Annotated in this window: 24 protein-coding genes; 8 read left to right on the top strand and 16 right to left on the bottom strand. The window is 36.1% G+C overall.

Going from position 1 to position 26033, the window contains the following annotated elements:
• Positions 1–4: 4 nt before the first annotated feature.
• The 5 genes from H6W53_RS09240 to tsaE form a co-directional block, all read right to left on the bottom strand.
• Entirely contained in the window at positions 5–715 is a 711-nt protein-coding gene (locus H6W53_RS09240) for a LytR/AlgR family response regulator transcription factor (RefSeq protein ID WP_185206303.1), read from the bottom strand.
• Positions 693–1463 carry a histidine kinase gene (locus H6W53_RS09235; RefSeq protein ID WP_185206300.1) on the bottom strand — a complete coding sequence of 257 codons (771 nt, stop codon included), beginning with the start codon at positions 1461–1463 and terminating at the stop codon, positions 693–695. The genes H6W53_RS09240 and H6W53_RS09235 overlap by 23 nt, the downstream gene beginning before the upstream one ends.
• 184 nt (positions 1464–1647) lie before the next feature.
• A complete protein-coding gene (locus tag H6W53_RS09230) occupies positions 1648–2019 on the bottom strand; it encodes a hypothetical protein (RefSeq protein WP_185206298.1) in 372 nt (123 codons plus the stop codon).
• Complete coding sequence (locus H6W53_RS09225; protein ID WP_185206296.1) at positions 2019–3212, bottom strand: alanine dehydrogenase; 1194 nt, start codon at positions 3210–3212, stop codon at positions 2019–2021. The genes H6W53_RS09230 and H6W53_RS09225 overlap by 1 nt, the downstream gene beginning before the upstream one ends.
• 70 nt (positions 3213–3282) lie before the next feature.
• A complete protein-coding gene (tsaE, locus tag H6W53_RS09220; protein WP_185206294.1) occupies positions 3283–3690 on the bottom strand; it encodes a tRNA (adenosine(37)-N6)-threonylcarbamoyltransferase complex ATPase subunit type 1 TsaE in 408 nt (135 codons plus the stop codon).
• 187 nt (positions 3691–3877) lie between these two features.
• Between tsaE and dnaG the strand changes: the two genes are divergently transcribed.
• The 3 genes from dnaG (at position 3878) to H6W53_RS09205 (ending at position 7537) form a co-directional block, all read left to right on the top strand.
• The gene (dnaG, locus tag H6W53_RS09215; RefSeq protein WP_185206291.1) at positions 3878–5857 is read left to right on the top strand and encodes a DNA primase; all 1980 of its coding nucleotides are present in this window, start codon (positions 3878–3880) and stop codon (positions 5855–5857) included.
• Between the two features lie 110 nt (positions 5858–5967).
• On the top strand, positions 5968–6654 hold the full coding sequence (clpP, locus tag H6W53_RS09210) for an ATP-dependent Clp endopeptidase proteolytic subunit ClpP (RefSeq protein WP_076392404.1): 687 nt from the start codon (positions 5968–5970) through the stop codon (positions 6652–6654).
• Between the two features lie 334 nt (positions 6655–6988).
• Positions 6989–7537 (top strand): type 1 glutamine amidotransferase domain-containing protein, encoded by a 549-nt coding sequence (locus H6W53_RS09205; protein WP_185206289.1) that lies wholly within the window; start codon positions 6989–6991, stop codon positions 7535–7537.
• 383 nt (positions 7538–7920) lie between these two features.
• Here the strand turns inward: H6W53_RS09205 and tpiA are convergent, their stop codons facing one another.
• From tpiA to H6W53_RS09185, 4 genes are all read right to left on the bottom strand, one after another.
• Entirely contained in the window at positions 7921–8679 is a 759-nt protein-coding gene (gene tpiA, locus H6W53_RS09200; protein ID WP_076392408.1) for a triose-phosphate isomerase, read from the bottom strand.
• A gap of 66 nt (positions 8680–8745) precedes the next feature.
• Entirely contained in the window at positions 8746–9099 is a 354-nt protein-coding gene (locus tag H6W53_RS09195) for a TerB family tellurite resistance protein (RefSeq protein WP_076392410.1), read from the bottom strand.
• A gap of 27 nt (positions 9100–9126) precedes the next feature.
• Positions 9127–10239 carry a BT_3928 family protein gene (locus tag H6W53_RS09190; RefSeq protein ID WP_185206287.1) on the bottom strand — a complete coding sequence of 371 codons (1113 nt, stop codon included), beginning with the start codon at positions 10237–10239 and terminating at the stop codon, positions 9127–9129.
• Between the two features lie 13 nt (positions 10240–10252).
• On the bottom strand, positions 10253–10807 hold the full coding sequence (locus tag H6W53_RS09185; RefSeq protein ID WP_185206285.1) for a DUF1599 domain-containing protein: 555 nt from the start codon (positions 10805–10807) through the stop codon (positions 10253–10255).
• Between the two features lie 333 nt (positions 10808–11140).
• On the opposite strand from H6W53_RS09185, the gene folP reads away from it, so the two are divergent.
• Positions 11141–11908, top strand: coding sequence for a dihydropteroate synthase (gene folP, locus H6W53_RS09180; protein ID WP_185206479.1), 768 nt, complete (start codon positions 11141–11143; stop codon positions 11906–11908).
• A gap of 98 nt (positions 11909–12006) precedes the next feature.
• On the opposite strand, the gene H6W53_RS09175 is transcribed toward folP, so the two are convergent.
• From H6W53_RS09175 to alaS, 5 genes are all read right to left on the bottom strand, one after another.
• A complete protein-coding gene (locus tag H6W53_RS09175) occupies positions 12007–13473 on the bottom strand; it encodes a M20/M25/M40 family metallo-hydrolase (RefSeq protein ID WP_185206283.1) in 1467 nt (488 codons plus the stop codon).
• A 113-nt stretch (positions 13474–13586) separates the two neighbouring features.
• Positions 13587–13823, bottom strand: coding sequence for a hypothetical protein (locus tag H6W53_RS09170; protein WP_087711343.1), 237 nt, complete (start codon positions 13821–13823; stop codon positions 13587–13589).
• Between the two features lie 29 nt (positions 13824–13852).
• Positions 13853–16051: a hypothetical protein gene (locus H6W53_RS09165; protein WP_185206281.1), complete on the bottom strand. Its 2199-nt coding sequence runs from the start codon at positions 16049–16051 to the stop codon at positions 13853–13855.
• 280 nt (positions 16052–16331) lie between these two features.
• Positions 16332–18788, bottom strand: coding sequence for a DUF5686 family protein (locus H6W53_RS09160; RefSeq protein WP_185206279.1), 2457 nt, complete (start codon positions 18786–18788; stop codon positions 16332–16334).
• Positions 18789–18938: 150 nt separating this feature from the next.
• A complete protein-coding gene (gene alaS / locus H6W53_RS09155; RefSeq protein WP_185206277.1) occupies positions 18939–21542 on the bottom strand; it encodes an alanine--tRNA ligase in 2604 nt (867 codons plus the stop codon).
• 491 nt (positions 21543–22033) lie between these two features.
• Between alaS and H6W53_RS09150 the strand changes: the two genes are divergently transcribed.
• The 4 genes from H6W53_RS09150 to msrB all read left to right on the top strand — a co-directional run bounded on the left by H6W53_RS09150 (position 22034) and on the right by msrB (position 24531).
• Positions 22034–22588, top strand: coding sequence for an RNA polymerase sigma factor (locus H6W53_RS09150; RefSeq protein ID WP_185206275.1), 555 nt, complete (start codon positions 22034–22036; stop codon positions 22586–22588).
• An 11-nt stretch (positions 22589–22599) separates the two neighbouring features.
• A complete protein-coding gene (locus H6W53_RS09145; protein ID WP_185206273.1) occupies positions 22600–22872 on the top strand; it encodes a hypothetical protein in 273 nt (90 codons plus the stop codon).
• A 79-nt stretch (positions 22873–22951) separates the two neighbouring features.
• On the top strand, positions 22952–23401 hold the full coding sequence (locus H6W53_RS09140) for a DUF417 family protein (protein ID WP_116096435.1): 450 nt from the start codon (positions 22952–22954) through the stop codon (positions 23399–23401).
• Between the two features lie 14 nt (positions 23402–23415).
• Complete coding sequence (msrB, locus tag H6W53_RS09135) at positions 23416–24531, top strand: peptide-methionine (R)-S-oxide reductase MsrB (RefSeq protein ID WP_185206271.1); 1116 nt, start codon at positions 23416–23418, stop codon at positions 24529–24531.
• Positions 24532–24651: 120 nt separating this feature from the next.
• Here the strand turns inward: msrB and H6W53_RS09130 are convergent, their stop codons facing one another.
• Positions 24652–25311 (bottom strand): hypothetical protein, encoded by a 660-nt coding sequence (locus H6W53_RS09130; RefSeq protein WP_185206269.1) that lies wholly within the window; start codon positions 25309–25311, stop codon positions 24652–24654.
• On the bottom strand, positions 25308–25922 hold the full coding sequence (locus H6W53_RS09125) for a hypothetical protein (protein WP_185206267.1): 615 nt from the start codon (positions 25920–25922) through the stop codon (positions 25308–25310). Before H6W53_RS09125 ends, H6W53_RS09130 begins: the two co-directional genes overlap by 4 nt.
• Positions 25923–26033: the final 111 nt, after the last annotated feature.

Genomic DNA, 26033 nt, shown 5'->3' with positions numbered 1-26033 from the left:
AAATCTAATGTCCCAATAAATCAGAAAGAGATTTCCTGTAGGTTTCCCCGATCTGAAGCTTTAAAAAGCGGTCATTTCCCAGAGAAACAGTAGTAATAATTTCGTTGGTGGAAAATACTTTTACAGCAGATAAAGCAACAACTTCTTTTTTGTTGACCTGCGCAAAATCTTTTGCGGGAAGCATTTCCAGAAGGTTTTTGAAATTCAGGTTTTTTAAAACAATAGCGGTTCCGTCCTTAAGAAGAATTTCTTTGTCCCGACTGTCGATTTCCGAAGTTTTGATGTAGGCAATCTGGTCGGTAAAAATTACGGTTTTGCCGATGTTGGTATTCCACTCGATAAAATCTTTTTTATTCGTCTTTTGGAGCAATTCCGCTGCTTTTTCAAAAGCCTGTACTAACCTTTCTTTTTTGATGGGTTTTCGGACGTAATCAACCACATTTAAATCAAATGCTTCTGCTGCATATTCTTTGTAAGCGGTGGTAAAGATGATTTTTTTTGAGCCTGAAATGGCTTCTGCAACCTGAAGTCCGTTCATTCCGGGCATTTCGATGTCTAAAATACAGACGTTGCAGTCGATGTTTACAATTTCGTTTAGAAAAATTTTAGGATCATTGAATGCTTTTACAACTTCTACATTTTCAATCTGTTCGCATAGAAGTTTTAAATAGCTGATTGCCAGTAATTCATCATCAAGAATAGCGCATTTTATCATAGAAATCTCCTAAATTGATTGTTAATTCTGCCGTGAAGATACCGTTTTTTGAACTTTTCTGAAGCGTGTAAAAATTATTGTAGATCATTTTCAGCCTTTGATCCAGAGACTGGCTTCCGAAGCCGCTTTTTTCCTTTTCGAGAACATTTTTCAGTGAAGCTTTATTGCTTACTTTCATCGTGAAAATTCTTTTTTCAAGTTCAAGCTGAATGGAAATAAAAGAGTCTGAAGCAAGGAAATCAGTGTGTTTAAAGGCATTTTCAATCAGATCTACCGAAAGAAGAGGGGCAAAAACTTTCTCTTCGTAAATTTCATCCGATTTATTGATTTTCGATTTAATTCTGAAATCAAAAAGCGGATTTACTTTAATTTTGTTGATCTCAATTAAACTTAAAGCAAAATTTAATTCTTCTTTCGGACTTACGAATTTGTTATTGCTTTCGTATAGAATATAGTCTAAAACATTCGCAAGTTTATCGAGCGACATATACGTCTGATAAGCATGAGACTGCACCGAATTAAGGATGTTTTTGAATAGATGCGGATTCAGTTTTGTTCCGATGTGTCCAAGCTGTACTTCATTCAGTCTTTCCTGAATCATTTTATTGGCAGTCGAAAGCTTGGCATTTTTTACTTTAAATTTCTGATTTTGGCTGAATAAATAAATGCTTACTGTTAAAAAAAAGAAAACCGCAAATACTCCGATGAATATCCAATAATCATGAATCATGTAGTAATTGCCTTCCATGGATTGAAAATTTATTTACTTCTTTTTATTTTCTATTTTAAACCAAACACTCGGTATTTGCGACATGTCATGCTGAGCTTGTCGAAGCATCTTTATTTTTTATTTAAACGCAAAGTTTTAATAAAGATAATTCTAAATTTAAAAGAAGCAAAGGCATAAATGCTTCGCAAAGCAGACTGATAATTTATTTCAATTTCTTCAAAGAATTCACCGTTACATTTTCCTCACATTTTTCGTAAGTAATTTCGAAAGTTGGTTTTTCTTCGGGATAGGTTAGAAGATAATCAGGACATGGTTTTTTCTGTGCATGGCTTCTGTCGAAATCAATCTTTCCTTTGGTGATGATACTGTCTTTCAGAAATTTTTCATCAACTTTTAATGTCGCCATTTCTGCTTTTGCTGTTTCAGAATATTTAAAATCTTTAGACAGGGTTTCTGCAATAACGCGGCTGTTGGGAAGATAACCGCTGCAGCTTGCGCCTTTTTTATTTAAGATAAAAAATACAATAATACATCCCGGTACAAGACCGATTGCATAGAATTTCAGTTTTTTCATTAGAAAATTAAAAGATTGATATCGTGATAGGTAAGTCCGAAACGGTCGCAGATGATTTTCTTCGTGTGTCTGCCTTTGTACATATAAAGACTCTGTTTCATTTCGTTTTTGCGAACCAGCATATTTTCGAAGCCGCCTTCTTCGTCGTAATTTAAAATATAGGAAAGGAAGAAATTGGAGATCGCTTTTGTTGTGGTTCTCGGCATTCTTGAGGTAAGGTTTGGAAGTCCGCAGTGGATTACGCCGTGCTTAATAATGTATGGATCTTCCATGGTGGTAAGTTCGGAAGTCTCGATTACTTTTCCGTTGTCGATGGTAATATCAATAATTACGCTTCCTTTTTTCATTTTCATTACCATATCTTCGGTAACGATGGGTGTCATATTCAGTCTTGGAAGGGCTCCGATCACAACATCGGCTCTTCTTAACGCTTTTTTCAGCTCTTTCGGATCGATAATGGAAGTCGGAACTCTACTGTCAACCAAAGTATGAAGCCGTCTTAATTTTGAAAGAGAGTTATCGAAAACTCTTACACTTGCGCCTAAACCGATGGCTGCTTTTGTTGCAAATTCTCCAACGATTCCTGCTCCCAAAATAACCACTTCAGCGGGTCTTACTCCTGTGATTCCGCCCAACATTAAACCATTGGATAAAGCTAGAAGCTCGGAAGCATAAAGAATGGAAACCGTTCCTGCAATTTCGCCGACCAATCTTACTAAAGCTAACTGTTTGTATTCGTCTACAATGAATTCGAATGCAATGGCATTTACTTTTTTCTCTGCAAGCTTTAAGAAATAATCCTTATCTCTCAAATTGATCTGAAGTGCCGATACAAGATAGGTATTAGGTTTCATATACTCAATTTCTTCTTCTGTCGGCGGATTGACTTTTAAAATTAAATCCTGTCCGAAAGCTTCTTTAGGATCGTTTGTAATTCTGGCTCCCGATTCAGAATATTGAAGATCTGTAAAGAACGAACCTTGTCCGGCTCCGGATTCTATGATAATTTCATGACCACTTTCTACCAAAACCTGTACCGCATCGGGCGTAATGCAGGTTCTTCTTTCATTCAGGGAAGTTTCCTTAGGAATTCCTATGCTGAATTGTTTTCCTTTTTTAATGACCTCCAGTTTTTCTTCTTTCGGCATCAGTTCCTCTTCGGTAAAAGGAGTAAAAATGTTTGTAGTACTCATCCTTTTAAATAATTAGGTTCTTACAGATCGTTATTTTACATTCAAATTCAGGAGCAAATATACATAATATTTACTCGAATGAAATTTCTCTGTTTTCTCCGGTATTAATGATGCTCATTTCGTGGTATTTGAGACCGTAAAGATCTTCTTCGTACACTTCCGGCCATTCGATAATGCAAAGAAATGAATGGTCTAAGTATTCTTCCATTCCGATATCATACACTTCTTCAATGTTTTTTAAACGGTATAAATCGAAATGATATACTTTTCCTTTTGGGGTATTGTATTCGTTAACAATGGAATAGGTGGGTGAGTTTACTTCATCTGTACTTCCAAGATTTTTAAGGAGAAATTGGGTGAAAGTTGTTTTTCCGGCGCCCAGATTTCCTTTTAAAAGTAAAATGTTATGCTCTAATTTTGAAATGACGGTTTCGGCAATATTCTGCCAGTCTTCCATATGTTGAATCGTGAATTGCATATTTTTAAACAAAGATAATGAATTACGGTAAAAAATTCAGGTGTAAAATTAGATCAAATAATTGTATTTTCAATTTTTGCGGTCATTCAAATCAATTAAATTTATAAAACTTTTCAGGATAATTTTAAGATGTTTTTATACTAAATTTATACTGTTCTCTATAGATTTTTTTGTATATTTTTGCAGCATGATTTCCAAACAGACCATAGATAAAATATTTTCCACGATTCGGGTAGAAGAAATCGTTGGAGAATATGTACAGCTCAAAAGAGCAGGGTCTAATTTCAAAGGGTTAAGTCCTTTTCATGACGAGAAAACACCGAGTTTCGTTGTTTCGGCAAGCAAACAGATCTGGAAAGATTTCTCTACCGGAAAAGGAGGAACAGCGATCTCTTTCTTAATGGAAATCGAAAATTTCACGTATCCTGAAGCACTTCGTCACGCGGCAAAAAAATACGGAATTGAAATTGAGGAAGATCAGAAGGATTTTTCCGAAGAAGCAAAAAATGCACAGTCGGAAAGAGATTTATTGTACAAAATCCATGAAGTAGCGAACGATTTTTTTCAGAATTTTCTTTGGGAAGTGGAGGAGGGGAGATCAATCGGTCTTTCTTATTTTAAAGAGCGTGAACTTCGTGATGATATCATTAAAAAATTCCAGCTCGGATATTCGCCTGAAAAAAAGAACGCTTTTACAGAATATGCTTTGGAAAAAGGCTATTCAAAAGAAATTCTGGAGAAATCGGGACTTTCGATTTTCCCTGAAAATTCTCCTGCCGGAATCGACCGTTTTCGTGAAAGAGTAATCTTTCCGATCCATAGTTTTTCGGGCAGGGTTTTAGGATTCGGAGCAAGAATTCTTAAAAATAACGTAAAAACAGCCAAATATCTCAACTCTCCGGAAACGGAAATTTATCATAAATCTAACGTTCTTTATGGTTTAAACCAAAGCAAACAGGCAATTTCGCGTAAGAATGTCTGTCTTTTGGTAGAAGGTTATATGGACGTTATTTCGCTTCACATGTCGGGAATCGAAAATGTGGTGGCAAGTTCCGGAACTTCTTTAACTACGGAGCAGATTAAGCTTATCAAAAGATTAACGGAGAATGTAACCATTCTTTTTGATGGGGACAATGCAGGAATTAAAGCCAGTTTCAGAAGTATCGATATGCTTTTGACGGAAGGGATGAATATTCGGGTGATGCTGTTTCCGGACGGAGACGATCCCGATTCTTTCGCCAGAAAACATCCGCAGGAATATGTGGAAAAATTCATCGAAAATGAAGCGATGGATTTTATTGATTTTAAAGCTGAAATTCTTTTCAAGGAAATTGGAGATGATCCGATTAAGAAAGCTGAAGCCATCAGAGACATTGTGAAGTCGGTTTCCTTTGTTCAGAATGCTTTGAAAAGGGAAGTGTATCTGAAGCAGGTTTCTACAAAATTCGGACTTTCTGAGCAAAGTCTGTTTAATGAGCTTGATGTTCAGAAGCAGATCACCCAAAATCAGACGCATAAAGCACAGATTAAAACGGAAGCGCAACAACCTGCAAAGCTTGAAGTAGTAAATGATCCGAGAGATTATATTGATCCGGTACTTTTTAATGTGACGAAACTTGAAAATGATCTTATCAATCATATGCTCAATTACGGAGATGTTGTTCTTCACAGAACCGCGCCGGATCAGCAGCAATATGATATTACGGTGATTGAAGAAATTCTCCACCATTTTGAAGAAGACGACTACGAATTTCAGGTGGAACTGAACAAACGAATCGTAGACTATATAAAAGAAGGAATTGAAAAAGAGGAACTCCGAAAAGGAAATTTCTTTTTCGGATTAATGGATGAGGAGCTGAGTAAAGCAGCCGTTAATTCCATGAATATTTACAGTGAGCTGAACGACTGGACCACAAGAAATATTTTTTCACCCAATTACGGAGATAAAATTCCGGAGCAGGTGGCAGGAGATATTCTGATTCATAAATTCAGATATGTTAATTTCCTGATATCAAAAGCAAAAGGAGAATTGGCAGAATATGCAGAATCCGATGAATCTAAATATTTTGAACAGCTTAAGAAAATTCAGATGCTCACGATGGTTTCCAAGGAATTGGCTAAAATTTTAAATTATTCTGCAATTACTGGTATTTATACTGACAGATAATAGGAAATAATCTGTTAATTATTGAAACTTTATGACAAAAAGTCTTATAAAATTTTAGGAATAAAAATTGTAAATTCAACCTCGTAAAATGTAATACACAAAACAAGCATATGGACATTAAAAAAGAATTCAGAGATTTCTCTGTAAAACATTTAGGAAATAACGGTTTGGCAACCGATCAGTATATGGGAATGTATGGTCCTACAGGTCTTACGCCGTACATTATGGAGGAAAGAAGATTAAACGTTGCACAAATGGACGTTTTCTCCCGTTTGATGATGGACAGAATTATTTTCTTAGGAACAGGAATTGACGATCAGGTGGCGAATATCGTAACCGCTCAGCTTCTTTTCTTAGAGAGTGCAGATCCTTCAAAAGATATTCAGATTTATATCAATTCTCCGGGTGGAAGTGTTTACGCCGGTTTAGGAATTTACGACACGATGCAGATCATTAAGCCTGATGTAGCAACAATCTGTACCGGTATTGCAGCTTCAATGGGAGCGGTTCTTTTGGTTGCCGGAGAAAGCGGAAAACGTTCTGCTCTAAAGCACTCAAGAGTAATGATTCACCAACCTTCAGGAGGTGCGCAAGGGGTGGCTTCTGATATGGAGATCAATTTAAGAGAGATGTTAAAGCTTAAAAAAGAGCTTTATGAAATTATTTCAGAGCACTCAGGACAGACTTATGACTGGGTAGAAAAAGCTTCCGACAGAGATTACTGGATGACTTCCGAAGAAGCAAAAGGATACGGAATGGTAGACGAAGTTTTACAGAGATCTAAAGACAAAAAATAATTTTTGTAAAAATAATAAGAAAACGCATCAATTGATTTTGGTGCGTTTTTTATTGAAATATATCAGGAGCTTTTTCCGGCTTTCCGCACTCGCTGTTTCTAATATTTAGGGTTGCGGCGGCGGAGCCGCCGCAACCCTAAATATTAGAAACGAGCTCAGACAATTGCTGCAATCCGGGCTAGGATAGAAGTCGGATTTATAAATTTTAACATCAATAGTAATAAAAGTAATTTTCAGTCCCAAAATAAATACTTTAACAAATTTTATAAAATGTAAGGATAAAAACGGTATCATTTTTTCAAGATAACCGGTACAACACTTAAATCATAAAATTATGTCAAAGAAAATTGCAATTTTAGCAACACATGGATTTGAAGAAAGCGAATTGAAATCTCCAAAAGAACATTTAGAACAGCAGGGTTGGACAGCCCACATCATCAGTCCGGAATCCGGAACCATCAAAGCATGGGTAGAAAAAGACTGGGGAAAGGAATACAATGTTGATAAAACTTTAGATGAAGCCAACGCTTCAGACTATGATGCATTGGTTTTACCGGGTGGCGTTATCAATCCGGATCAGTTAAGAACCAACGAAACTGCTTTATCTTTCGTAAGAGATTTTTTCCAACAGCATAAACCTGTTGCAGCCATTTGTCATGGACCACAGATTCTTATTAACGCCGAAGTAGTTGAAGGAAGAAAAATGACATCGGTAGATTCAATCAACAAAGATCTTAAAAATGCGGGAGCGAACTGGGAAGACAGCGAAGTTGTAGTAGATCATGGTTTGGTAACAAGCCGAACTCCGAAAGATCTTCCAGCCTTTAATGCAAAGATGGTCGAGGAGATCAAAGAAGGAAAGCATGAAGAGCAGACCATCTAAAATACAAAAGCACAAACTTTAATTTTACAAACTCTGATTATAAAAAATCCGGCGGCATCGAAGATGCCGCCGGATTTTATTTTTCATTTTCTGTAGATCTTCTCTTTTTAAAGAACATCCTGTAAATCAAAAATGTCTGTATGAAAACATTTCCTAAAAGTATCAGGAATACCTTATAAAAAGGAATTGGCGCATAAAAGGGCAGTAACGGATCAAACAATACTGCAGGTGAGCTCGCCAAAACTTTAATTATCGATAACGGATACTGTAAAAATTCAGGTTTTAACCGATGAAAAACTGGTCGTAGATAAATACATAAAGAATGTCAAATAATAATATTCCCAGAAACAGCAGTATAAATTTTTTCACAGCTTTACTTGCTATTAGTTGAAAGCCTCAATAATTTTAGAAAAATCTTCCAGTTTTAAAGCAGCTCCACCAATTAGACCACCATCGATATCAGGTTGAGAGAATATTTCCTTTGCATTATCCGGTTTTACAGAGCCTCCGTAAAGAATAGAAACTTCATCAGCAACTTCCTGTCCGTATTTTGCGGCGATAATGCTTCTGATGTGAGCGTGGATTTCCTGTGCCTGTTCCGGCGTCGCTGTTTCTCCGGTTCCGATTGCCCAAACTGGTTCGTAAGCGATCACTACTTTTTTAATTTCCTCTGCGGTAAGCGTGAAAAGAGCTACTTCAGTCTGATTTTTCACCACTTCAAAATGCTGTCCTGCTTTTCTCTGTTCCAATGTTTCCCCGTTACAGTAAACAGGAATCAAACCTTTATCCAAAGCTAATTTTACCTTTCTGTTGCAGTGAGAATCTGTTTCTCCGTGATATTGTCTTCTTTCAGAATGCCCGATTAAAGAACCTGTTGCATCAATAGATTCCAGCATATCTACAGAGATTTCTCCTGTGTACGCTCCGCTTTCATGTTCACTGATATCCTGTGCGAAAACGCCGATTTCATCCTTTTCAAAAACATCTTTTGCCATCATCAGATACAGAGACGGAGGAGCGATCCATACTTCGCAGTTCGTAGTATTATTGTTTTTATAGCTTAGTAACTGAACCATTAATTGTTGGGCATCAATTACATTTTTGTTCATTTTCCAGTTTCCTGCAACTATTTTTCTTCTCATAGTTTCTTTTATTTTAAAGTTAAAAACTAAAAGTCAGAAACGAATTTCTAACTTCTAATGACTCAATTATCGATTAATATTCCAAAGATTTTTCAAAAGCGTATAAAAAGTATGCTCTTCATCCGTCACTTTATTATCCGCCTTAATCAGCGTTTTCGCAAACTGGATGAAACTTGTTCTTTCCTCTTCTGTAGAATCGTCGTAGAAACAACGCGCGTGAAATTCAAAATGATCTTTCCATTCTTCCGGCTGAAGCAGGGCAATGGTTTCAAGCTCATTATCAAGATTCATTTTAAAAGGAAATTCATCGGCTAAATACTGCTGAACAAGCATTCCTTCTTCCGGAGCAAATTCTCCGTCTACAGAAGAAAGAATCATCAATAAATGATAACCGGCAATGGGTTTGTTAGACTTTTGCATTGATATAGTTTAAATTTTAGTGTTTTTTTATTTCAGATAATCTTTTGCAGGCTGTTTGTCAACAATTTTTCCGTTTTCCAGAACCAGTATAAAAGGATTGCTTCTTGCGATGGTTTTAATTGCTGTAGCATCCATCATCAAATTTTTAATGGTTTTAAAGGTATTCGGAAGCGTTGAAACTCCGTAAACAGCAGTTGTACCCCGAGTTTTTATTTTAGCTTCAAGCTGTCTGATCATTTCCGGAGAAACATTTTGAGGATAGTACGTGAAAATTAAAATAGCTTTCGGAGCATTGATAACTTCCTGAGTCATATCCATTCCCGTAGTATCTTCAAGCTTGAATTTTGCAATTTCAGATTTGTAGCCTTCTTTTACCAGAACAGATTCATTCTTTCCTTCCTCTATTTTCCAGGGCGATCCTTCTGCCCAATATTCTGTCTTTTTGATATAATCATCCTGATTCACTTTCAGAACTTCTCCGGTCTTAGAGTTTTTCAGGGAATAAAACGTTTTATACTGGGACGGATTTTTAGCAATTTTAGCTTTTTCAGCTCTCAGATCGGTTCCGATTTTATAATCGCGGAAATCGATAACAGGTTCATGAATAATTCCATAAGCACCCACTACAATCATGGCAACAGAAAAAATGCCCAGAAGAATATATTTGAATTTATTTCCTCTCTCTTTCTTTGCACTGTAGCTGTACGCATCTTTTTTCTTAAAATCTTTTCTGTAAAGAATAAAAACAGCAATTAATCCTACCAGAAGCACAATGTCTTTAATAAAACTCTGCCACGGTGTAAATTTAATGGCATCTCCAAAACATCCGCAATCTGTTACCACATTGTAATAGGCAGAATAAAAGGTAAGGAAACCAAAGAAAATACAAAGTGCAATTAATGCAGAAAGCGTGAATTTAAGTTTCAGTTTAATCAAAAGCATAAAGCCCAGAAGAAGTTCCAAAACCACTACAAATATGGAAAGCGGCAGTGCAAATTTCTCGAAAAACGGCATATTAAAAACATTCGGGGCAAAGTATTCTTCCATTTTAAAGGAAAAACCAACCAGATCAACCGCTTTTACAAATCCTGAAAGGATGAAAATAATCGCAAGTAGGAATCGTAATAAACCTTTTATCATAATTAATTTTTTTTTATTCTACACTGGCTGTTTTTTCAGAAAATTTTATCAGACAGAACACCGCATAATTCAGCATATCAAAATAATTGGCGTCCAATCCTTCAGAAACAAGAGTAACGCCTTGATTGTCTTCGATTTGCTTGGTTCTTAAAACTTTTTGATAAATAAGATCCGTAATCGAAGAAATTCTCATGTCTCTCCAGGCTTCACCGTAATCATGGTTTTTTCTTTCCATTAATTGCTGTGCTTCGGTCGCATAATGATTGTAAAGCTTTAAAATCTCTTCTTTATTTTCATTAAAATCGTTGGAAAAACCTTTTTCAAGCTGAATCAGTCCGATGATGGAGTAGTTCACAATGGCGATGAATTCATCCTCTTCGCTTTCGTCTACCATTTTTTTGTCAGTCATTTGTAACGTGCGGATTCTGTTGACTTTAATGTAAATCTGATCCGTAATTGAGCTTGGTCTTAAAACCCTCCAAGCTGCGCCGTAATCCTGTAATTTTTTGCTGAATAATTCGCGGCACTGACTGATAACTTTCCCGAACTGTACTGATGTTTGTGACATAAATTCTCTTAATCTTCCAAATATACGAATTTTTGTGTGTTGGAGGGGTTCGGAATAGGAGAGTTTGGGCGTTTTTGGGTGAGAGCGTTTATGAGTTTGAGGGAGGAGCGTTTATCTATGGTGTGGTTAATGGGCATTTAAATGATATTTTCAGATTTGTGCGTTTCTTTTTTATGTTATTTTTGTAGAATAAACTCAATTTGTAATTCCAAAATGTTTACTCATAAACCATCAGGCTTCCCAGCTCTGTCATTCTCCAACACTCAAACCGTTGAACACTTTCACTCCATCAACTGCAATGGAAGATTAATAGATTTATCAGCCCCGAAAATCATGGGAATTCTCAATCTCACTCCGGATTCTTTTTCAGACGGCGGAAAATTTAACAATGAAAAATCTGCGCTGGAACAGACTGAAAAAATGCTGAAAGATGGTGCTGAAATCATCGACATCGGACCGCAATCCACAAGACCGAATGCAGAATTTCTGACTTCTGAAGAGGAAATCCGAAGAATCGGAAATATCATTTCTCTCATTAAAAAAGAATTTCCGGAAGCTTTGATCTCTTTGGATACATTTTATTCCGGAACCGTAAAATTTGGTTTTAATGAGGGCATTGATCTGATCAATGATATTTCCGGCGGTCAGTATGATGATAAAATGTTTGAAACTGTTGCAGAAACAAAGCTGCCGTATATTCTGATGCACGTAAATCCTACGTATGAGACGATGCACGATAAGATACAATTTGAAGATATTATTCTTTCAGAAAATCGTTATTTCTCAGAAAAAACGGCAGAATTGCTCAAGTTAGGTGTGAAAGATCTGATCCTTGATCCCGGTTTCGGATTTGGTAAAACAGTGGAAGATCAAATGAAAATGATTGACGAAGTACAGTATTTAGGATTCGGAAAATTCCCTTTACTGATCGGTATTTCAAGAAAATCTTTCATTTATAAACCTTTAGGAAAATCTCCTCTGGACATTAATGAAGAAACTCAAAAACTCCATCTGAAAGTTTTGCAGCAGGGCGCAAAAATTTTGAGAGTTCATGATGTTTTGGAAGCTAAGAAAACTTTAAATAGATTTTTGAGAAATTAAATAGTCCGAATCGTCGGATTTTCATGATTAAAAAACAAAAAAGCTGTCTCAAAAGTCAAAAAACTGACTTTTGAGACAGCTTTTTTATAGTTCTAAATTTATCTTTCCAGTGTAAAATTAGAAATCACTTTCGGACGTTCGGTTTCATTGGCTGCTTTCCATGAAGTTCGGTACATCCATTCCGTCATTTTATACAGCTTTTTGTAATTAATGTTTTCCGATTCATCTTGCGGCGTATGATACTGATCGTGCAGAACACTCGTGAAAAATATTGCAGGAATTCCTGCTTTTGCGTAGGGTAAATGATCGCTTCTGAAATAAAAATATTCTGCATGCTTCGGCGAATCCCAATCTTTCAGATACCTGAATTTCGTACTCTCATTATTGGCATCTTCAGCCATTTTTACCAATTCTTCAGAATTTTTGTGAGGAGGGTTTCCTCCCAGAAGCGCAGCTTCATTATTATCATTTCTCCCGATCATATCCCCATTAAGAACGGCAACAATATTTTCTTTTGGCACTACAGGATGCGCTGCATGCCATCTCGAACCCAGCAAACCTCTTTCTTCAGCACCATGAAAAACAAAGAGAATACTGCGTTTTGAAGGCTGTTTTTTATAGGCTCTTGCCATTGCCAACATCGCAACACAGGTACTTGCGTTATCATCTGCGCCGTTGTAAATTGTATCGTTTTTTACAGGATGTCTTATTCCGTCGTGATCCTGATGTCCGCTGATTAAAACAAATTCGTTTTTAAGTTTAGGATCTGTACCGTCTATTTTTCCGATGATGTTTACGGAAGGATATTTATACGTTTCTGTGATGAGGTGCAGCGAAATTTTAGGATTGTTTTTTACCCAGTCAGAATTTTCTCTTTTAATCCATAAAACCGGAATATTATTCGTCACACTTTCTCTTAAACCTTCTACTCCGTAAGAACCTCTGGTCATTTGCGGTAAAACTTCAACCCAGCTTTTATCCGATGTTTCGTCTGTAATGAAGATGATTCCTTTTGCTCCCAGTTCAGATGCTTTGTTATAGTATTTTGTTCTTACAAAACCGGGATATCTTCTTACGAAAAGCGTCATTTCCTTTTCAATATTCTTGTCAGATGCATTTACGGCGAGAATTTTCCCTTTAATATTTAATTTTGATAAATCTTCAGGTTCGGCATTTCTGGCATAAACAATTTCAGAATCGATGTTTGCATTTACGGGTTCCGCAACAAGAAAATCTTTCCATAATTTTAAAGAATTGTCACCAATTTTCAGACTGCTCTGCGGAATTACCTGATGTCTGTACATATCGAAAAACTGAAAGAAAGTTCCGTTATCTCCGGCTGGTTTCATTCCTGCTTCCTTGGCTCTGTCAGCAAGCCACATTGATACTTTAAGTTCGTCTAAAGTTCCTGCTTCACGACCCAGAAACTGATCGGCTGCAAGATCATACATATCCTTGCGAAGATCGACTTCTTTAATAGCAGAAACCAAAGGTTTTTGATAGGATTGAGCGCTAAAAGTACCAAAAATAAATACACTGAGTGCAGATAATAGGTAATTTTTCATCTTGAATTTTTTAATGATTTGATTACACTTTTAAAATTTAACACAAAATAAACAAAAAATGAAGTTTAAGTTAAGGTTAAACTTTAAATAAGAAGAAATACGTTTCTAAAAGTTTAATTCAGATTCGCAAGCTTATCTGCAAACTGTTTTGAAAATTCTTTTCGGTCTTCCTCCATTTTCTCCGGTGTGGAAGGAAGAATATAATTGAAGAGGATTTTATCTTCGTTATCCAGAAAGATGATTTCCTTTTCGTTGCCATCGATCATTTGGGCAAAAATTTCCCACATTGAAGTATCTTTTAATTTCAGCAATTCAAAAAACTGCTCTGCTTTTATTTCGATTTTCTGCATTTATCTTTTATTTTTAGCTGTTTTATTTTTTAAAAATCCAGAATTTTTAATTTAAACTGAACTGCAAAATTTTGTTTAAAATTAGGAGTGGTGTAATATCCAACCCTGTAAAATAATCCCAGATTAAAGTAGGTTGATAGGAAATTATTCCATTCCAGACCGACTTCCTGATAAAGATGATCCAAAGGACGGAATCTGAACTGGTGGTAATCGGGATGCTTCATATTTCCCGTTGTTCCTCTTAACACAAAGTCGAAGCTTGAAATATTCTGCCCGAAGCTTTTAAAATACCAAGGAATTTTATGCGTGAAATAATACGCAATAAACCGGTCATTGTAATATTTCCCCCCTTCCAGAGTGGCAAATCCTAAGAAAGAAGTTAGGTTAAAATTAAAATCTTTCCTTGAAGAAGCAAGCCCGTTCATGGTGAAATTTTTCCAGATCGGAGCCTCTCCGAAAACCATTCCGCCGTAGAGTCTGAAGCCGGTGGTTCCAAACATGGTTTTAAAGTTATGAATTAAAAGCGCATCAAATCGGGTATAATCGAAATCTCCGCCAAATATTTTGTAGCTCTGTTCGTAATTAAAGTACAATTCGGGATATTTCTGATCGATCAGTGATTTTCCCTGCGGCGTCATAATATTCGTAGAATTTGGGGAATATTTTAACGTAAACAGGGTATTAAAATTATCAAAAGAAGGACCTCTTCCACGGAAAGAATAATCAAACATTGCTTCTTCCAGATTTCTTCGGGCAGCAAAAACCAGTGTTAATCCATTGGTAACATCATTCAGGTAAGACACAGAAGCTCCTTTGTAACGGTAATATCGGTCGTTGTTCAGGTTATTTCCATAGTTTGCCGTTCTCATTTTAAAGCTCCAGAGTCTTCTGTAAAATTCACCGGAAGCTGTTACATCATCATAATAATCCAGCCGGAAATAAGAGTCTTTTTCCAGCGTTGTTTTGATATCAAGACCAATCCTGTATTTCCATTTATCATCCTTAAAACCGTAAGCAAAAAGGTAATCCGGAGAAAAATACGGATTGAAATTTTCATTAAGTTTTGCTTTTAATCCAACTCTGAAGCCTTCGTAAAGATTGTAATTGACGATTTCGTCCACTGCAAAATCTACCACCCCCACTTTAATCTGTCCGTTTAGGAACAAACCGCCCAAAACTCTTGCTTTACGGTCGATATTGTAGATTTTTCCGAGACTGTCGATCGTTTTATAGGTGTTTTTTTCTCTTTCGGTAAGAGGATCGGTTCGGTATTGATCTAAGGTTTTTCCGTCGATATTTTTTACTGAAAAAGTGTAGCCTTTAAAGTCATTTTGATTATTTTCCGCAGGGGAATGATAATCGAAATACCGCGATGTAAGAAACGCATAGGTTCCGAAAGTTTTTTTGCTTTTCTTATCGGTTTTTTCTTCAGCATTTTCGTTTTCCATCTGCATATCGCTCATTTTCAGCTTTACGGTTTCATATGCCAGAAACCATTTGTCGTTGAAAAAAATCCACGAACTGGTAATAATTCCGTCGTTTTTATTCTTGCTGAAATTTTCAATTTTTTTTACGCCGTAGGTTTCGGTATCTACATAAATAGCACCGTTGTATTTTCTTTTTTTATCGGGTTTTTTGTAATTCACTTCCCTGAAACGGATAACGAAATTTTTTCTTCCGTCCATTTCAATGGTATCGGTGAGAAAGAAACGGTACAGTCCTCGGTTTTCTTTTTTAATCTGATCCGGGATTTTGTCTCTGTTGCTTTGCTGAAGCGCGATCATTTCATAAATAGGCTGTTTGAGACCGGAAATTCTGTTATCCAGAATATTGATCTTCTCGCCGTATTTTTTAGAATACAGAAATTCCTGTGCTCTTTCCCAGAGAAACAGTTTGCTTTTCGAGAATATTTTTCGCGCGGTAATGTTGTTTAAAGAATCTTTTTCCCGCTTTTTTTTGAACATTCCGGTTTCTTCGAAGAATTTTTTGTATTGCGAGATGCTGTCTTCGTCGATATCGAGAGAAATTTTTTCGTAAGATTTGTAATAATAGGAATCCAGCGTTTTGGGAGAGTTCTCATGGAAATACTGATTCACTTTATTAAGGATTTCCAGTGCTCTCGGATCACTTTTGTCTTCAATGATAACGGTTTCAATAGGAGTAACTTTCGATTGTGAAAAACCAAAAATACAGATTGAAAAACATAGAAACAGTAAAATCCTTTTCATAGAAAACCTTGCCAAAATTACTAATATTTATTGTCCCGCAAAAGTTTTGTTAATTGATATTAATGGGATCATTCATTGGAAATATCTTTTAAAAAATAAGGCTCAAACTCCCCATCTTCAATCAAAGGACGGGATTCTTTTTGTATTAGAAGAAATTAATATTGCAGAGAAACACTCAGTAAGCATATGTTTCATGGTTATTTTTTAAGAAAGATAATAAAAAAACAGAAACCCGAAAGCTTCTGTTTCTATTTTGCAGATAATTATTTTGAAATAGGTCTTAGTTTAAAAGATTAAATCTGAACTTAAGAGCAAAATTATCTTTAAATTCTGAGGTCTGATAATATCCTAAACGGTAAGAAAATCCTACCCCAAAGTTTCTTCCCAGAAAACGGTTCCAGATAACTCCGGCTTCCTGATAATAATGATCCAGCACCTGAAACTGAAACTGATGATCCTGTCTGTTTTTCATGTTTCCGATCGCCGCCTGATATTCGAGTTCGATACTGGAATATCTTGATCCGAAAGTTTTAAACCTGAAAGGAAGAGACTGTGATATCTTGAAGGCTGCAAATTTATCGGTGAAAAATGTTCCCGAAGGCATGGTTGCAAATCCCAGATTGGAAGGTGTCGTAATGCTCGAAGTCCATTTGTCTTTGTTTGCATCGGTTTGTCCGGCGATTTCAAAGTTTTTCCAGATCGGTGCATTTCCTGAAGAAATTCCTCCGAAAAGTTTAATGTTGGTGGTGCCCAGTTTTGATCTGAACTGATGAATAATTAGCGCATCCACTCTGTGATAATCCAGATCTCCGCCTAACGTTTCAAATCCTTTTTCGTAATTCATGAAGATTTGCGGATATCCTTTTTCATAAGTAAACTTTCCGCTTGGCGTCATGATATTTTTGTCATTCGGCGAGAATTTTAGGGATAAAGTGGCGCTTGTATTATCGAAACTGCTTCCCAGATTTTTATACTGATAATCAAAAAGAGCCTGTTGCTTCTCTTTATTCACCGCAATTTTCACGCTTAAAGAATTCGAAATATCATAAAGGAAAGAAGCTCCCCATTTCTGGTTTTTGTAAAAAGTTGAGTTGTGAAGATCCAGATTGATGTCTGAAAATTTCATCATCATGTCCCACATATTGTTGCTGAATCTTCCGGCTGCGAACACATCATCCAAATAATCGATCCTGAAAACAGACGTTCTTTTGTCTGATAATCTTACATCAAGCCCTAAACCGTATTTCCAGGTATGGTCTTTAAATCCGTAACCGAAATAACCGTCCGGAGAAAATGTTTTGTTGAATTTTTCATTCAGCTTAATTCCTGCTCCCAGACGAATACCTTGGTATTTATCGTAACTGAAGAACTTTGTAAGATCAAAATCGATGAATTTATACCGCAGATTTCCTCTTAAAAGCTGTGTTAATGTATTCAGCTTTTTTTCAAAATCATGCTTTTCCACAAAACTGTCTATTTTGGTATAGGTTGCACTTTCTCTCGCGGTAAGACTGTCCGTTCTGTACTGGGAAAGAAGACTTCCGTCCGAGTTTTTCATTTCAAGAGAGTAGCCTTTGAAGTCGGATGCTTTTTGTTCTTTATTGATTTCAAAATCGAAGAAACGGTTTTTGACATATAGATAATTTCCGAAATTCTTTTTGTTGTATTTCGTTTTTTCTCCGGGTTTCAGACTGTCTTTTTTAGAAGTCTCGAAACTCTGGCTTCCCATTTTTACTTTCATGTTTTCGTAGTCTAAGAACCACTTTCCGTCAATAGGTTTCCAAACCGAAACAATATCTCCTTCATTTTGTTTCTTGCTCTGGCTTTCAAATTTTTTCAAAGCATAAGTTTCGGAATCAATATAGATTTTCCCGTTGAATTTTCTCGGATTTTGCTTCTTTTTATCGGTGATTTCCTTGAATTTAATCACAAAAGTTTTTCTTCCTTCAAGCTGTAAAGTATCGGAAAGATAAAAATTGAATAACTTTCTGTTTTCGGGTCTAAGCTGTCTTGGTGTTCTGTCAAGATTAGAAATATTGATGGCTAAAGCCTCATAAATCGGATTTTTGAACCCCGACATTCTGTTATCAATGATATTGGTTTTTTCCCCGAAACTTTTAGAATATTTGTATTCTGCAGCTTTCTCCCAAAGAAACAACTGGCTTTCGGTGGTCGCCTCAATAAGATCTTCTCCAATCAAAGAATCTTTTTTCTCTTTTTCCGTTTGCTTAAGGTCTTTTTTATCAACCTTAGAAAGCGAGTCTTTTCTTACTGCCAAAAAGTTTTTATACGTATCTACAGAATCTTTATCTACATCAATAGAAAACTTGGAATACGATTTAAAATTGTAGGAGTCCAATGATTTGGGTGAATTTTCCTTGGCTCTTTTATTCACTTCATCCAAAATTTTCAACGCTCTCGGATCACTTTTATCCTGAATAACGATTTTATCAATATTGCCCATTTTTTCAGACAAAGGCTGCATAGAAACGTCCATAGAAGGTTTTACTTCCGCCATCACATCCTGAAAATTGCTGGCAAGAATTTCTACCTTTTTACATTTTGTTTTGAAGGATAGATTGCCGTTAAAATCGGTTTTCCCAAGAAGTGCGTCATCACAGTAAACTGCTGCATTGTGAACAGGCTTTTTGTCCGCTTTACTGATAACTTTCAGCTGATTTTGTGCGAAAAACACTACCGAAACAAACAAAAACAGGGAAGATAGATATTTTGTCATTAGTCTTTTTTATAGATAAGACAAAACTAAAAATAAGAAGGTTACAAAACGGTACGAAAAAATATAATCTTTTGTTAAAAATAAAATCAGCTGTACGCAAAGATGGTACAACTGATTTTTATAATAACTTTATTGACGTTTTAAGTTTGTCTAAATATTCAAAGCTTTCTGATAGGCATTCTCCAATCCGTCAAGATTTTTTCCTCCTGCCGTTGCAAAACCCGGATTTCCGCCGCCGCCGCCTTGGATTTCCTTTGCTAAATCTTTTACGATAGCTCCTGCCTGATAATTTGCAGCCAGATCATCTGAAACACCCACTGTAATCATTGGTTTTCCGTCTGCATCAGAAAGGATAATCGTTACTGAAGTCGGGATTTCTCTCTTCAACTGGAATACGATATCTTTTACAGAACCTGCATCAAGAGACGTTTTCTTTACCAAAAGCTGCTTGTCTCCTTTTTGTTCATAAGCATTTTTCCAGTCGCCGATTTCTCCTTTTGCTTTTTCTTTCTTGAAAGCTTCCACTTCCGATTTTAAAGAAGCATTTTCTTCCATCAGCTTTTCAATCGAACGGATGATGTCTTTGGATTTTAACAACTGAGAAAGTTCAGCAACCTGCTTTTCAAGATTTTTGAAATATTTTTCAGATTCGTCTCCGGAGATCGCTTCAATTCTTCTGATTCCCGCAGCTGCAGAACTTTCGGAAAGAATTTTAAAATGACCGATTTCGCTGGTGTTTTTTACATGAGTTCCACCACAAAGTTCTTTCGAGCTTCCAAACTGGATCATTCTTACACTGTCTCCGTATTTTTCGCCAAACAAAGCCATTGCACCTTTGTCTAAAGCCTCCTGAATCGGGATGCTTCTGAACTCCTGTAACGCAATACTTTCTTTGATTTTTGCATTCACTTTATTTTCTACCAAAGCCAGTTCTTCTTCCGTCATTTTGTTGAAATGAGAGAAGTCGAAACGCAGATAATCGGGACCTACGTAAGAACCTTTCTGTTCCACATGCGTTCCCAGAACTTCTCTTAGCGCTTCATGCAGTAAGTGCGTTACAGAGTGGTTTGCCTGAGAATTTTTTCTTTCCGCTGTATTTACTTTAGCATAGAAAACTGCTCCTGCATCTTTAGGAAGACCGTTAATTAACGAAATAATCAGCCCGTTTTCTTTTTTGGTTTCCAGAACCTCAAAACTTTCCGTGGCATTTTCAAGAAGACCTTTATCTCCAACCTGTCCGCCGCCATCCGGATAGAAAGGCGTTTCACTTAGAACCACCTGATAAAATTCTCCGTCTTTATTTTCTATTTTTCGGTATCTTGTAATGTAAGTTTCAGATTCTAATTGGTCGTAGCCTACAAAATTTTCTGCTTTTTCCTCAAGAATTACCCAGTCGTGGACTTTTTGTTCAGCACCGCCTCTTGAACGATCCTGTTGCTCTTTCTTTCTCGCTTCAAAACCTGCTTCATCAATCGTTAAGCCTTTTTCTTCAGCAATAATTCTCGTTAAATCATCCGGAAAGCCGTAAGTGTCATATAATTCAAAAACTTCATTGCTTGGAAGTACCTTCAAATTGCTTTCAATGGTCTGCTGAATTAATTTTTCAACTCTTATCAATCCATTTTCAATGGTTCTTAAGAAAGATTCTTCTTCGCTTTTGATCACTTCTGTAACCAAAGCTCCCTGTTTTTCAAGTTCAGGGAAGAATTTACCCATTTGTTCCTGAAGAACGGCAACCAATTTATAAAGGAAAGGTTCTTTCATGTCTAAGAATCTGTAAGAATAGGAAACCCCTCTTCTTAAAATTCTTCGGATAACGTAACCTGCACCTCCGCTTGAAGGCAATTGTCCGTCCGCAATGGCAAAAGAAACTGCTCTGATATGGTCTACCACAACACGAATCGCAATATCCTTTTCGTCTTTTAAAATTCCGGTATATTTTTTTCCTGAAAGTTCTTCCACTTTAGCAATTAAAGGGGTAAAAACATCGGTGTCATAATTGGAGGATTTTCCCTGAAGCGCCATACAAAGACGTTCGAAGCCCATTCCGGTATCAACATGTTGTGCAGGAAGTTTTTCCAAAGAACCATCAGCTTTTCTGTTGAATTCCATAAAAACGAGATTCCAGACTTCCACCACTTGAGGATGGTCATTGTTCACCAATTCAAGACCGGAAACTTTAGCTTTTTCTTCCGGAGTTCTCAAGTCAACGTGAATTTCAGAACACGGTCCACAAGGTCCGCTTGCGCCCATTTCCCAGAAATTGTCCTTCTTGTTTCCGTTAATGATTCTATCTTCAGAAATGTGGGATTTCCAGAAATTATAAGCATCCTGATCTCTTTCCAGATTTTCGGAAGCATCTCCTTCGAAAATGGTTACGTAAAGATTCTCTTTAGGAATTCCGTACACTTCCGTCAGCAATTCCCAGGCAAAAGCAATAGCATGTTTTTTAAAATAATCACCAAAAGACCAGTTCCCCAACATTTCAAACATGGTGTGGTGATAGGTATCTCTACCTACATCATCCAGATCATTGTGCTTTCCGGAAACTCTTAAACATTTCTGGGTATCGGCAATTCTTGGGGCTTTAGGCTCTTTATAACCTAAAAAATAATCTTTAAACTGCGTCATTCCCGAGTTGGAAAACATTAGGGTAGGATCGTCTTTCAGCACAATAGGAGCCGAAGGAACGATAAGGTGTTCTTTACTTTTAAAATAATCTAAAAATTTTTGACGAATCTCTTGTGATGTCATAATACTATATATTGCTTTGCTTTTTACAATTTTGATAAGATGCAAATTTAATGTTTTTGAGTGATTTAGTTTTAAATATTTGATACTTTTGCTAAGATTTGTATAATAATCTGAAACATTTTCAGGAGCTTTTTCCCGCTTTCCATTGCAATTCCTCATTGCGCGGCTCCGCTTTGCTCCGCCGCTTCACTGCGGGATTTTCATTGCAATCGGGGCTAAATTACGGTCATAATTTTCACCATTTATCATAATAAACCATCATTTGTCATGATGAAAGCATGTAAATTGCACAACACGAGATATAATTTTATCAGAATCGGGTTATTGGTGTCAGGATTTGTAGCTATGTTTGATAGTATTGCTTAGATGCTTTCAGCAGGACAAATACAACGTTCAGATAAGTTTGATGAAAACTTTGCAGTTTACCATTTAACTTTCTATATTCGTTTTTAACTGTAAAAATGTGCTGATTTTTTTATAAATTTAAATCAATGACAAAAAATGAAACCATTAAGAACTGGATCGATCGGTATTCCGGGCAGTTGCTGAGAAGAGCAGTTTATCTGCTGTCGGATAGAGTGGAGGCGGAAGATGTCGTTCAGGAGGTTTTTATCTCTGCTTTTTCGTCATACGAATCTTTTGAAGGGAAAAGTCAGCCTTTAACGTGGTTAATGACGATTCTAAACAGAAAGGTTGCCGATTTTTACCGCAGAAAATACAAATCGGAACCACAGATAAGACTGGATCATTTTTTTGATGAAACCGGATCGTGGAAAAATGACGATGTGCTGAATGACTGGAATGCTGAAAATAAAGGAACAGAACTTTTAGATGATACAGAATTTAATACAACATTGGAGGATTGCCTGGAAGAATTGCCCATTCGGTGGAAACTTCCGATGAAAATGTATTATCTTCAAGAAAAAAAAGCACCCGAAGTAAGTCAGGAACTGAATATTTCTACGACTAATCTTTGGAAGATTCTGCAGAGAGGCAGAATGCAGCTCAGAGAATGTCTGGAATTTAACTGGTTTGCTCAATTATAAATGCTTTTAAAATGTTAAAAAAACTAATCCATATCCTATTTTTACCATGCAGTGAAGCGACCATGCTCATGGAAAAAAGAAACGCAGGCAATATTTCTTCAAAAGAGAATCGAAAACTTTCCATGCATCTGAAAATCTGTAAATGGTGCAGAGCTTATAAAGAAAAGCTGGAAATTTTAGATGAAATTTTAAAAAGAAAACTTTTTAATGAAGAAAAAAGTAAAATTCAGGATTCTGAAATTCAGGATTTTAAAGATAAAATGATTAAAAAATTAGATATTTAAGAAATTTTTTGTCAGGATTTTGAAAACGTTCCGACTATACTTTTGAAAATAACAAAGTATTAACTCAAAATCTTAAAAAATGAACGGAACTACACTTAAAATCGATAACAGAAACCTTGCCGGAAAAGCAGGGTATTACATCTCACTTTTCGGAGCTGCCATTATTCTGCTCTGGATCGGAATTTTCAAATTCACACCCACAGAAGCGAACGCGATAAAACCTTTGGTAGAAAACCATTTCCTTACTTTTTTCGTATATGATATTGTAAGCATTCAGGCAGTGTCTAATGCTATCGGAGTGATAGAAATTATCATTGCATTACTTTTAATTTTTAGTGTGAAATTTGCATCACTCAGAAAGTACGCCGCCATCGGAATGATCGTTACCTTCCTTACTACTTTGAGCTATTTATTTACAACTCCCGGAGTTTGGAAAATGGTAGACGGAATTCCTGTAACAGATTTTTTTATCGTAAAAGATCTGATGCTTTTAGGATTTGGTTTAATGATTTTAAATGTGAAAAAATGAATAATAAAATAAAAATGAAGAACATACTAATTCTGCTCAGTGTAGTACTGGGAATAGCAGTTTTTGCGACAAGCTGTGGAGATGCCAAGCAAAAATCCACAGAGAATAAAAAAGAAAATGAGACCATTATGGACAACAAAAATGTAAAAGAAGTTTATTTTGCAGGAGGATGTTTCTGGGGAACCGAGCACTTTTTTCAGCAGGTTCGCGGAGTAGTAGGAACAGAAGTAGGCTATGCCAACGGAAATACAAAAAATCCTACATATGAGGAAGTGGTAAGCCACACCACAGGTTTTGCCGAAACCGTAAAAGTAAAATATGATCCTGAAGTAGTAGATTTAAAACTATTAATTGATCTGTATTTTAAAACCATAGATCCTACAAGCATTGATAAACAGGGGAATGACAGAGGAAACCAATACAGAACAGGAATTTATTCCACAGACAAAGAAACGGAAGCGATCGTAAAAGCTGAAGTGGCAAAACTGGCTAAAAATTACAGCAAACCTGTCGTGGTGGAAACCATTCCTTTGAAGAATTTCTATAAAGCGGAAGATTATCATCAGGATTATCTGGATAAAAATCCGGGAGGATACTGCCACATCGAACCGGGATTGTTTGAAATGGCAAGAAACGCCAATCCGCCAAAAAAAGAAACAAAGGGAACTAACGAAACCAAATATCAGAAGCAGGATAAAAAAGCTTTAAAAGAAAAACTGACTGCCGAACAGTATAACGTTACTCAGGAAAACGGTACGGAAAGAGCTTTCGAGAACGAATACTGGGATGAAACGAGAGAGGGAATTTACGTAGATATTACCACAGGAGAACCTTTGTTTATCTCAACAGATAAATTCGAATCCGGTTGTGGTTGGCCAAGTTTTTCTAAGCCTATTACCAAAAAATTAATCGAAGAGAAGTTAGACCGTTCTCACGGAATGACGAGAGTGGAGGTGAGAAGTAAAACAGGAGATGCGCATTTGGGACACGTTTTCAATGATGGTCCTGCAGACAAAGGCGGACTTCGTTACTGCATCAATTCTGCTTCTCTGAAGTTTATTCCGAAAGCAGAAATGCAGGAAAAAGGTTACGGAGAATATATTTCTTTACTCGATAAAGATAAAAAGTAAGTGTTAAGTGAAGAGGTGATTGAAGGGGCTGCCGAAAGGCAGCCTTTTTATGTTTACCCTTTAAATTTAATACTCTGTCATTCAGAAAGGAGCAGAACGAAGTGGAGCGCATTGAAGAATCTATCGGAGTTTTAGCAGAAATCGTTCTTTAATGCTTAACATGGAAATATTCAGAAACAATAGAAAAGCAAATAAAATATAGTAAGCTCCTTTTGGAAGTTCAGATACATTTTCAAAAACTGTTTGGAAATGTTGATTAAAGGCTAAAAACTTATCCATAAAAGTAGGTTCTTCAACTTCGCAAATCAAGTCATTGCACAAAAGATATTCGGATTCTTTTTCTTTAGTTGGTTCAACATAATAATGAACTGCAAAAATATTTCCGGTTTTCTCTGTATCTATAGCATACATATCATTTTTCGAAATGTGCATATCATTTAAAATGGAAATGAGATCTGCATAAGTATTTTTGTCAGAAAGAATAAATTCAATTCCGGAATTTTTCTCATTTCTTTTCTGCATTGCTTTGATTTCGGAAACAAAAAAATCCGAATTATTTTTGGCTTCATTTGGTGGAACGGCAATTTTCTTGTAATTCCAGTTTCTTAGTGGTTCAAAGGTAGCATTCTGATTATAATTGTCTTTTCTAAGTTTCGCAGGGAGTCCAATGTCAACTACATTGTAAACTGTTTTATCAATATATGGATGAATGTAATACCAGAACAAAACAGGAATCAGTAAAGCACTGATCAGTCCCGGAAAATAATAGATCTTTTTCATGCAAACGTTCTTTTAGTTTGAAGATTTTCCTTAATGCTGAACATGGAAATATTTAAAAACAGTAGAAATCCAAAAATAATGAAAAAAGCTTCTTTTGGAAGTTTGAAAAATTTATCTTTAAAAGTTGGTTCTGCATAAGTATAAATGGCATCATTACAAAGAAGGCATTCAACTTCTTTTGCGTTTGGATCCTTATAATAATGAACTGCAAATACATGTCCTGTTTTTTCTATATCAAAAGCATAAGTGTCCTGTTTTGCAATTTCCATATCATTTAGTAAAGAAGCAAAGTCTCCGTAAGTATTATTTTTATCAAGAATGAACTCAATTCCTGTTTCTTTTTGATTTCTTTTCTGAAGAGCTTTCATTTCCGAAACATACAAGTTAGAATTTTCTTTAGCTGTATTAGGATTAACTTTTATCTGTTTATAGTCCCAGTTTCTTAAAGGTTCAAAGCTATATAGATAATTATTACCTGTAAGCTTCGCTGGAATTCCTATATCCATAACACGCAGATTAGCTTCTTCAAGTTTCATATTCCCATAGTACCAAAACAAAACAGGAATCAGCAAAGCACTGATCAGTCCCGGAAAATAATAGATCTTTTTCATGGTTATAATTTAATTTCATCTGAATGAAAATTTTAAGCCAAAAAACAAAAAAGTGATCCGTAAAAACGAACCACTAAAAAAAATAATCTGAATATATTGTGTTGAATGTTT

The sequence above is a fragment of the Chryseobacterium sp. C3 genome, assembly GCF_014218905.1.
GTDB classification, from domain to species: Bacteria; Bacteroidota; Bacteroidia; order Flavobacteriales; family Weeksellaceae; genus Chryseobacterium; species Chryseobacterium mucoviscidosis.
This window is presented reverse-complemented; position numbering and strand designations above follow the sequence as displayed.

Excerpts from the sequence above, each read along its gene's own strand:
- H6W53_RS09240 (WP_185206303.1), bottom strand. The coding sequence starts at position 715 with ATGATAAAATGCGCTATTCTTGATGATGAATTACTGGCAATCAGCTAT.
- H6W53_RS09235 (WP_185206300.1), bottom strand. The coding sequence starts at position 1,463 with ATGGAAGGCAATTACTACATGATTCATGATTATTGGATATTCATCGGA.
- H6W53_RS09230 (WP_185206298.1), bottom strand. The coding sequence starts at position 2,019 with ATGAAAAAACTGAAATTCTATGCAATCGGTCTTGTACCGGGATGTATT.
- H6W53_RS09225 (WP_185206296.1), bottom strand. The coding sequence starts at position 3,212 with ATGAGTACTACAAACATTTTTACTCCTTTTACCGAAGAGGAACTGATG.
- tsaE (WP_185206294.1), bottom strand. The coding sequence starts at position 3,690 with ATGCAATTCACGATTCAACATATGGAAGACTGGCAGAATATTGCCGAA.
- dnaG (WP_185206291.1), top strand. The coding sequence starts at position 3,878 with ATGATTTCCAAACAGACCATAGATAAAATATTTTCCACGATTCGGGTA.
- clpP (WP_076392404.1), top strand. The coding sequence starts at position 5,968 with ATGGACATTAAAAAAGAATTCAGAGATTTCTCTGTAAAACATTTAGGA.
- H6W53_RS09205 (WP_185206289.1), top strand. The coding sequence starts at position 6,989 with ATGTCAAAGAAAATTGCAATTTTAGCAACACATGGATTTGAAGAAAGC.
- tpiA (WP_076392408.1), bottom strand. The coding sequence starts at position 8,679 with ATGAGAAGAAAAATAGTTGCAGGAAACTGGAAAATGAACAAAAATGTA.
- H6W53_RS09195 (WP_076392410.1), bottom strand. The coding sequence starts at position 9,099 with ATGCAAAAGTCTAACAAACCCATTGCCGGTTATCATTTATTGATGATT.
- H6W53_RS09190 (WP_185206287.1), bottom strand. The coding sequence starts at position 10,239 with ATGATAAAAGGTTTATTACGATTCCTACTTGCGATTATTTTCATCCTT.
- H6W53_RS09185 (WP_185206285.1), bottom strand. The coding sequence starts at position 10,807 with ATGTCACAAACATCAGTACAGTTCGGGAAAGTTATCAGTCAGTGCCGC.
- folP (WP_185206479.1), top strand. The coding sequence starts at position 11,141 with ATGGGAATTCTCAATCTCACTCCGGATTCTTTTTCAGACGGCGGAAAA.
- H6W53_RS09175 (WP_185206283.1), bottom strand. The coding sequence starts at position 13,473 with ATGAAAAATTACCTATTATCTGCACTCAGTGTATTTATTTTTGGTACT.
- H6W53_RS09170 (WP_087711343.1), bottom strand. The coding sequence starts at position 13,823 with ATGCAGAAAATCGAAATAAAAGCAGAGCAGTTTTTTGAATTGCTGAAA.
- H6W53_RS09165 (WP_185206281.1), bottom strand. The coding sequence starts at position 16,051 with ATGAAAAGGATTTTACTGTTTCTATGTTTTTCAATCTGTATTTTTGGT.
- H6W53_RS09160 (WP_185206279.1), bottom strand. The coding sequence starts at position 18,788 with ATGACAAAATATCTATCTTCCCTGTTTTTGTTTGTTTCGGTAGTGTTT.
- alaS (WP_185206277.1), bottom strand. The coding sequence starts at position 21,542 with ATGACATCACAAGAGATTCGTCAAAAATTTTTAGATTATTTTAAAAGT.
- H6W53_RS09150 (WP_185206275.1), top strand. The coding sequence starts at position 22,034 with ATGACAAAAAATGAAACCATTAAGAACTGGATCGATCGGTATTCCGGG.
- H6W53_RS09145 (WP_185206273.1), top strand. The coding sequence starts at position 22,600 with ATGTTAAAAAAACTAATCCATATCCTATTTTTACCATGCAGTGAAGCG.
- H6W53_RS09140 (WP_116096435.1), top strand. The coding sequence starts at position 22,952 with ATGAACGGAACTACACTTAAAATCGATAACAGAAACCTTGCCGGAAAA.
- msrB (WP_185206271.1), top strand. The coding sequence starts at position 23,416 with ATGAAGAACATACTAATTCTGCTCAGTGTAGTACTGGGAATAGCAGTT.
- H6W53_RS09130 (WP_185206269.1), bottom strand. The coding sequence starts at position 25,311 with ATGAAAAAGATCTATTATTTTCCGGGACTGATCAGTGCTTTACTGATT.
- H6W53_RS09125 (WP_185206267.1), bottom strand. The coding sequence starts at position 25,922 with ATGAAAAAGATCTATTATTTTCCGGGACTGATCAGTGCTTTGCTGATT.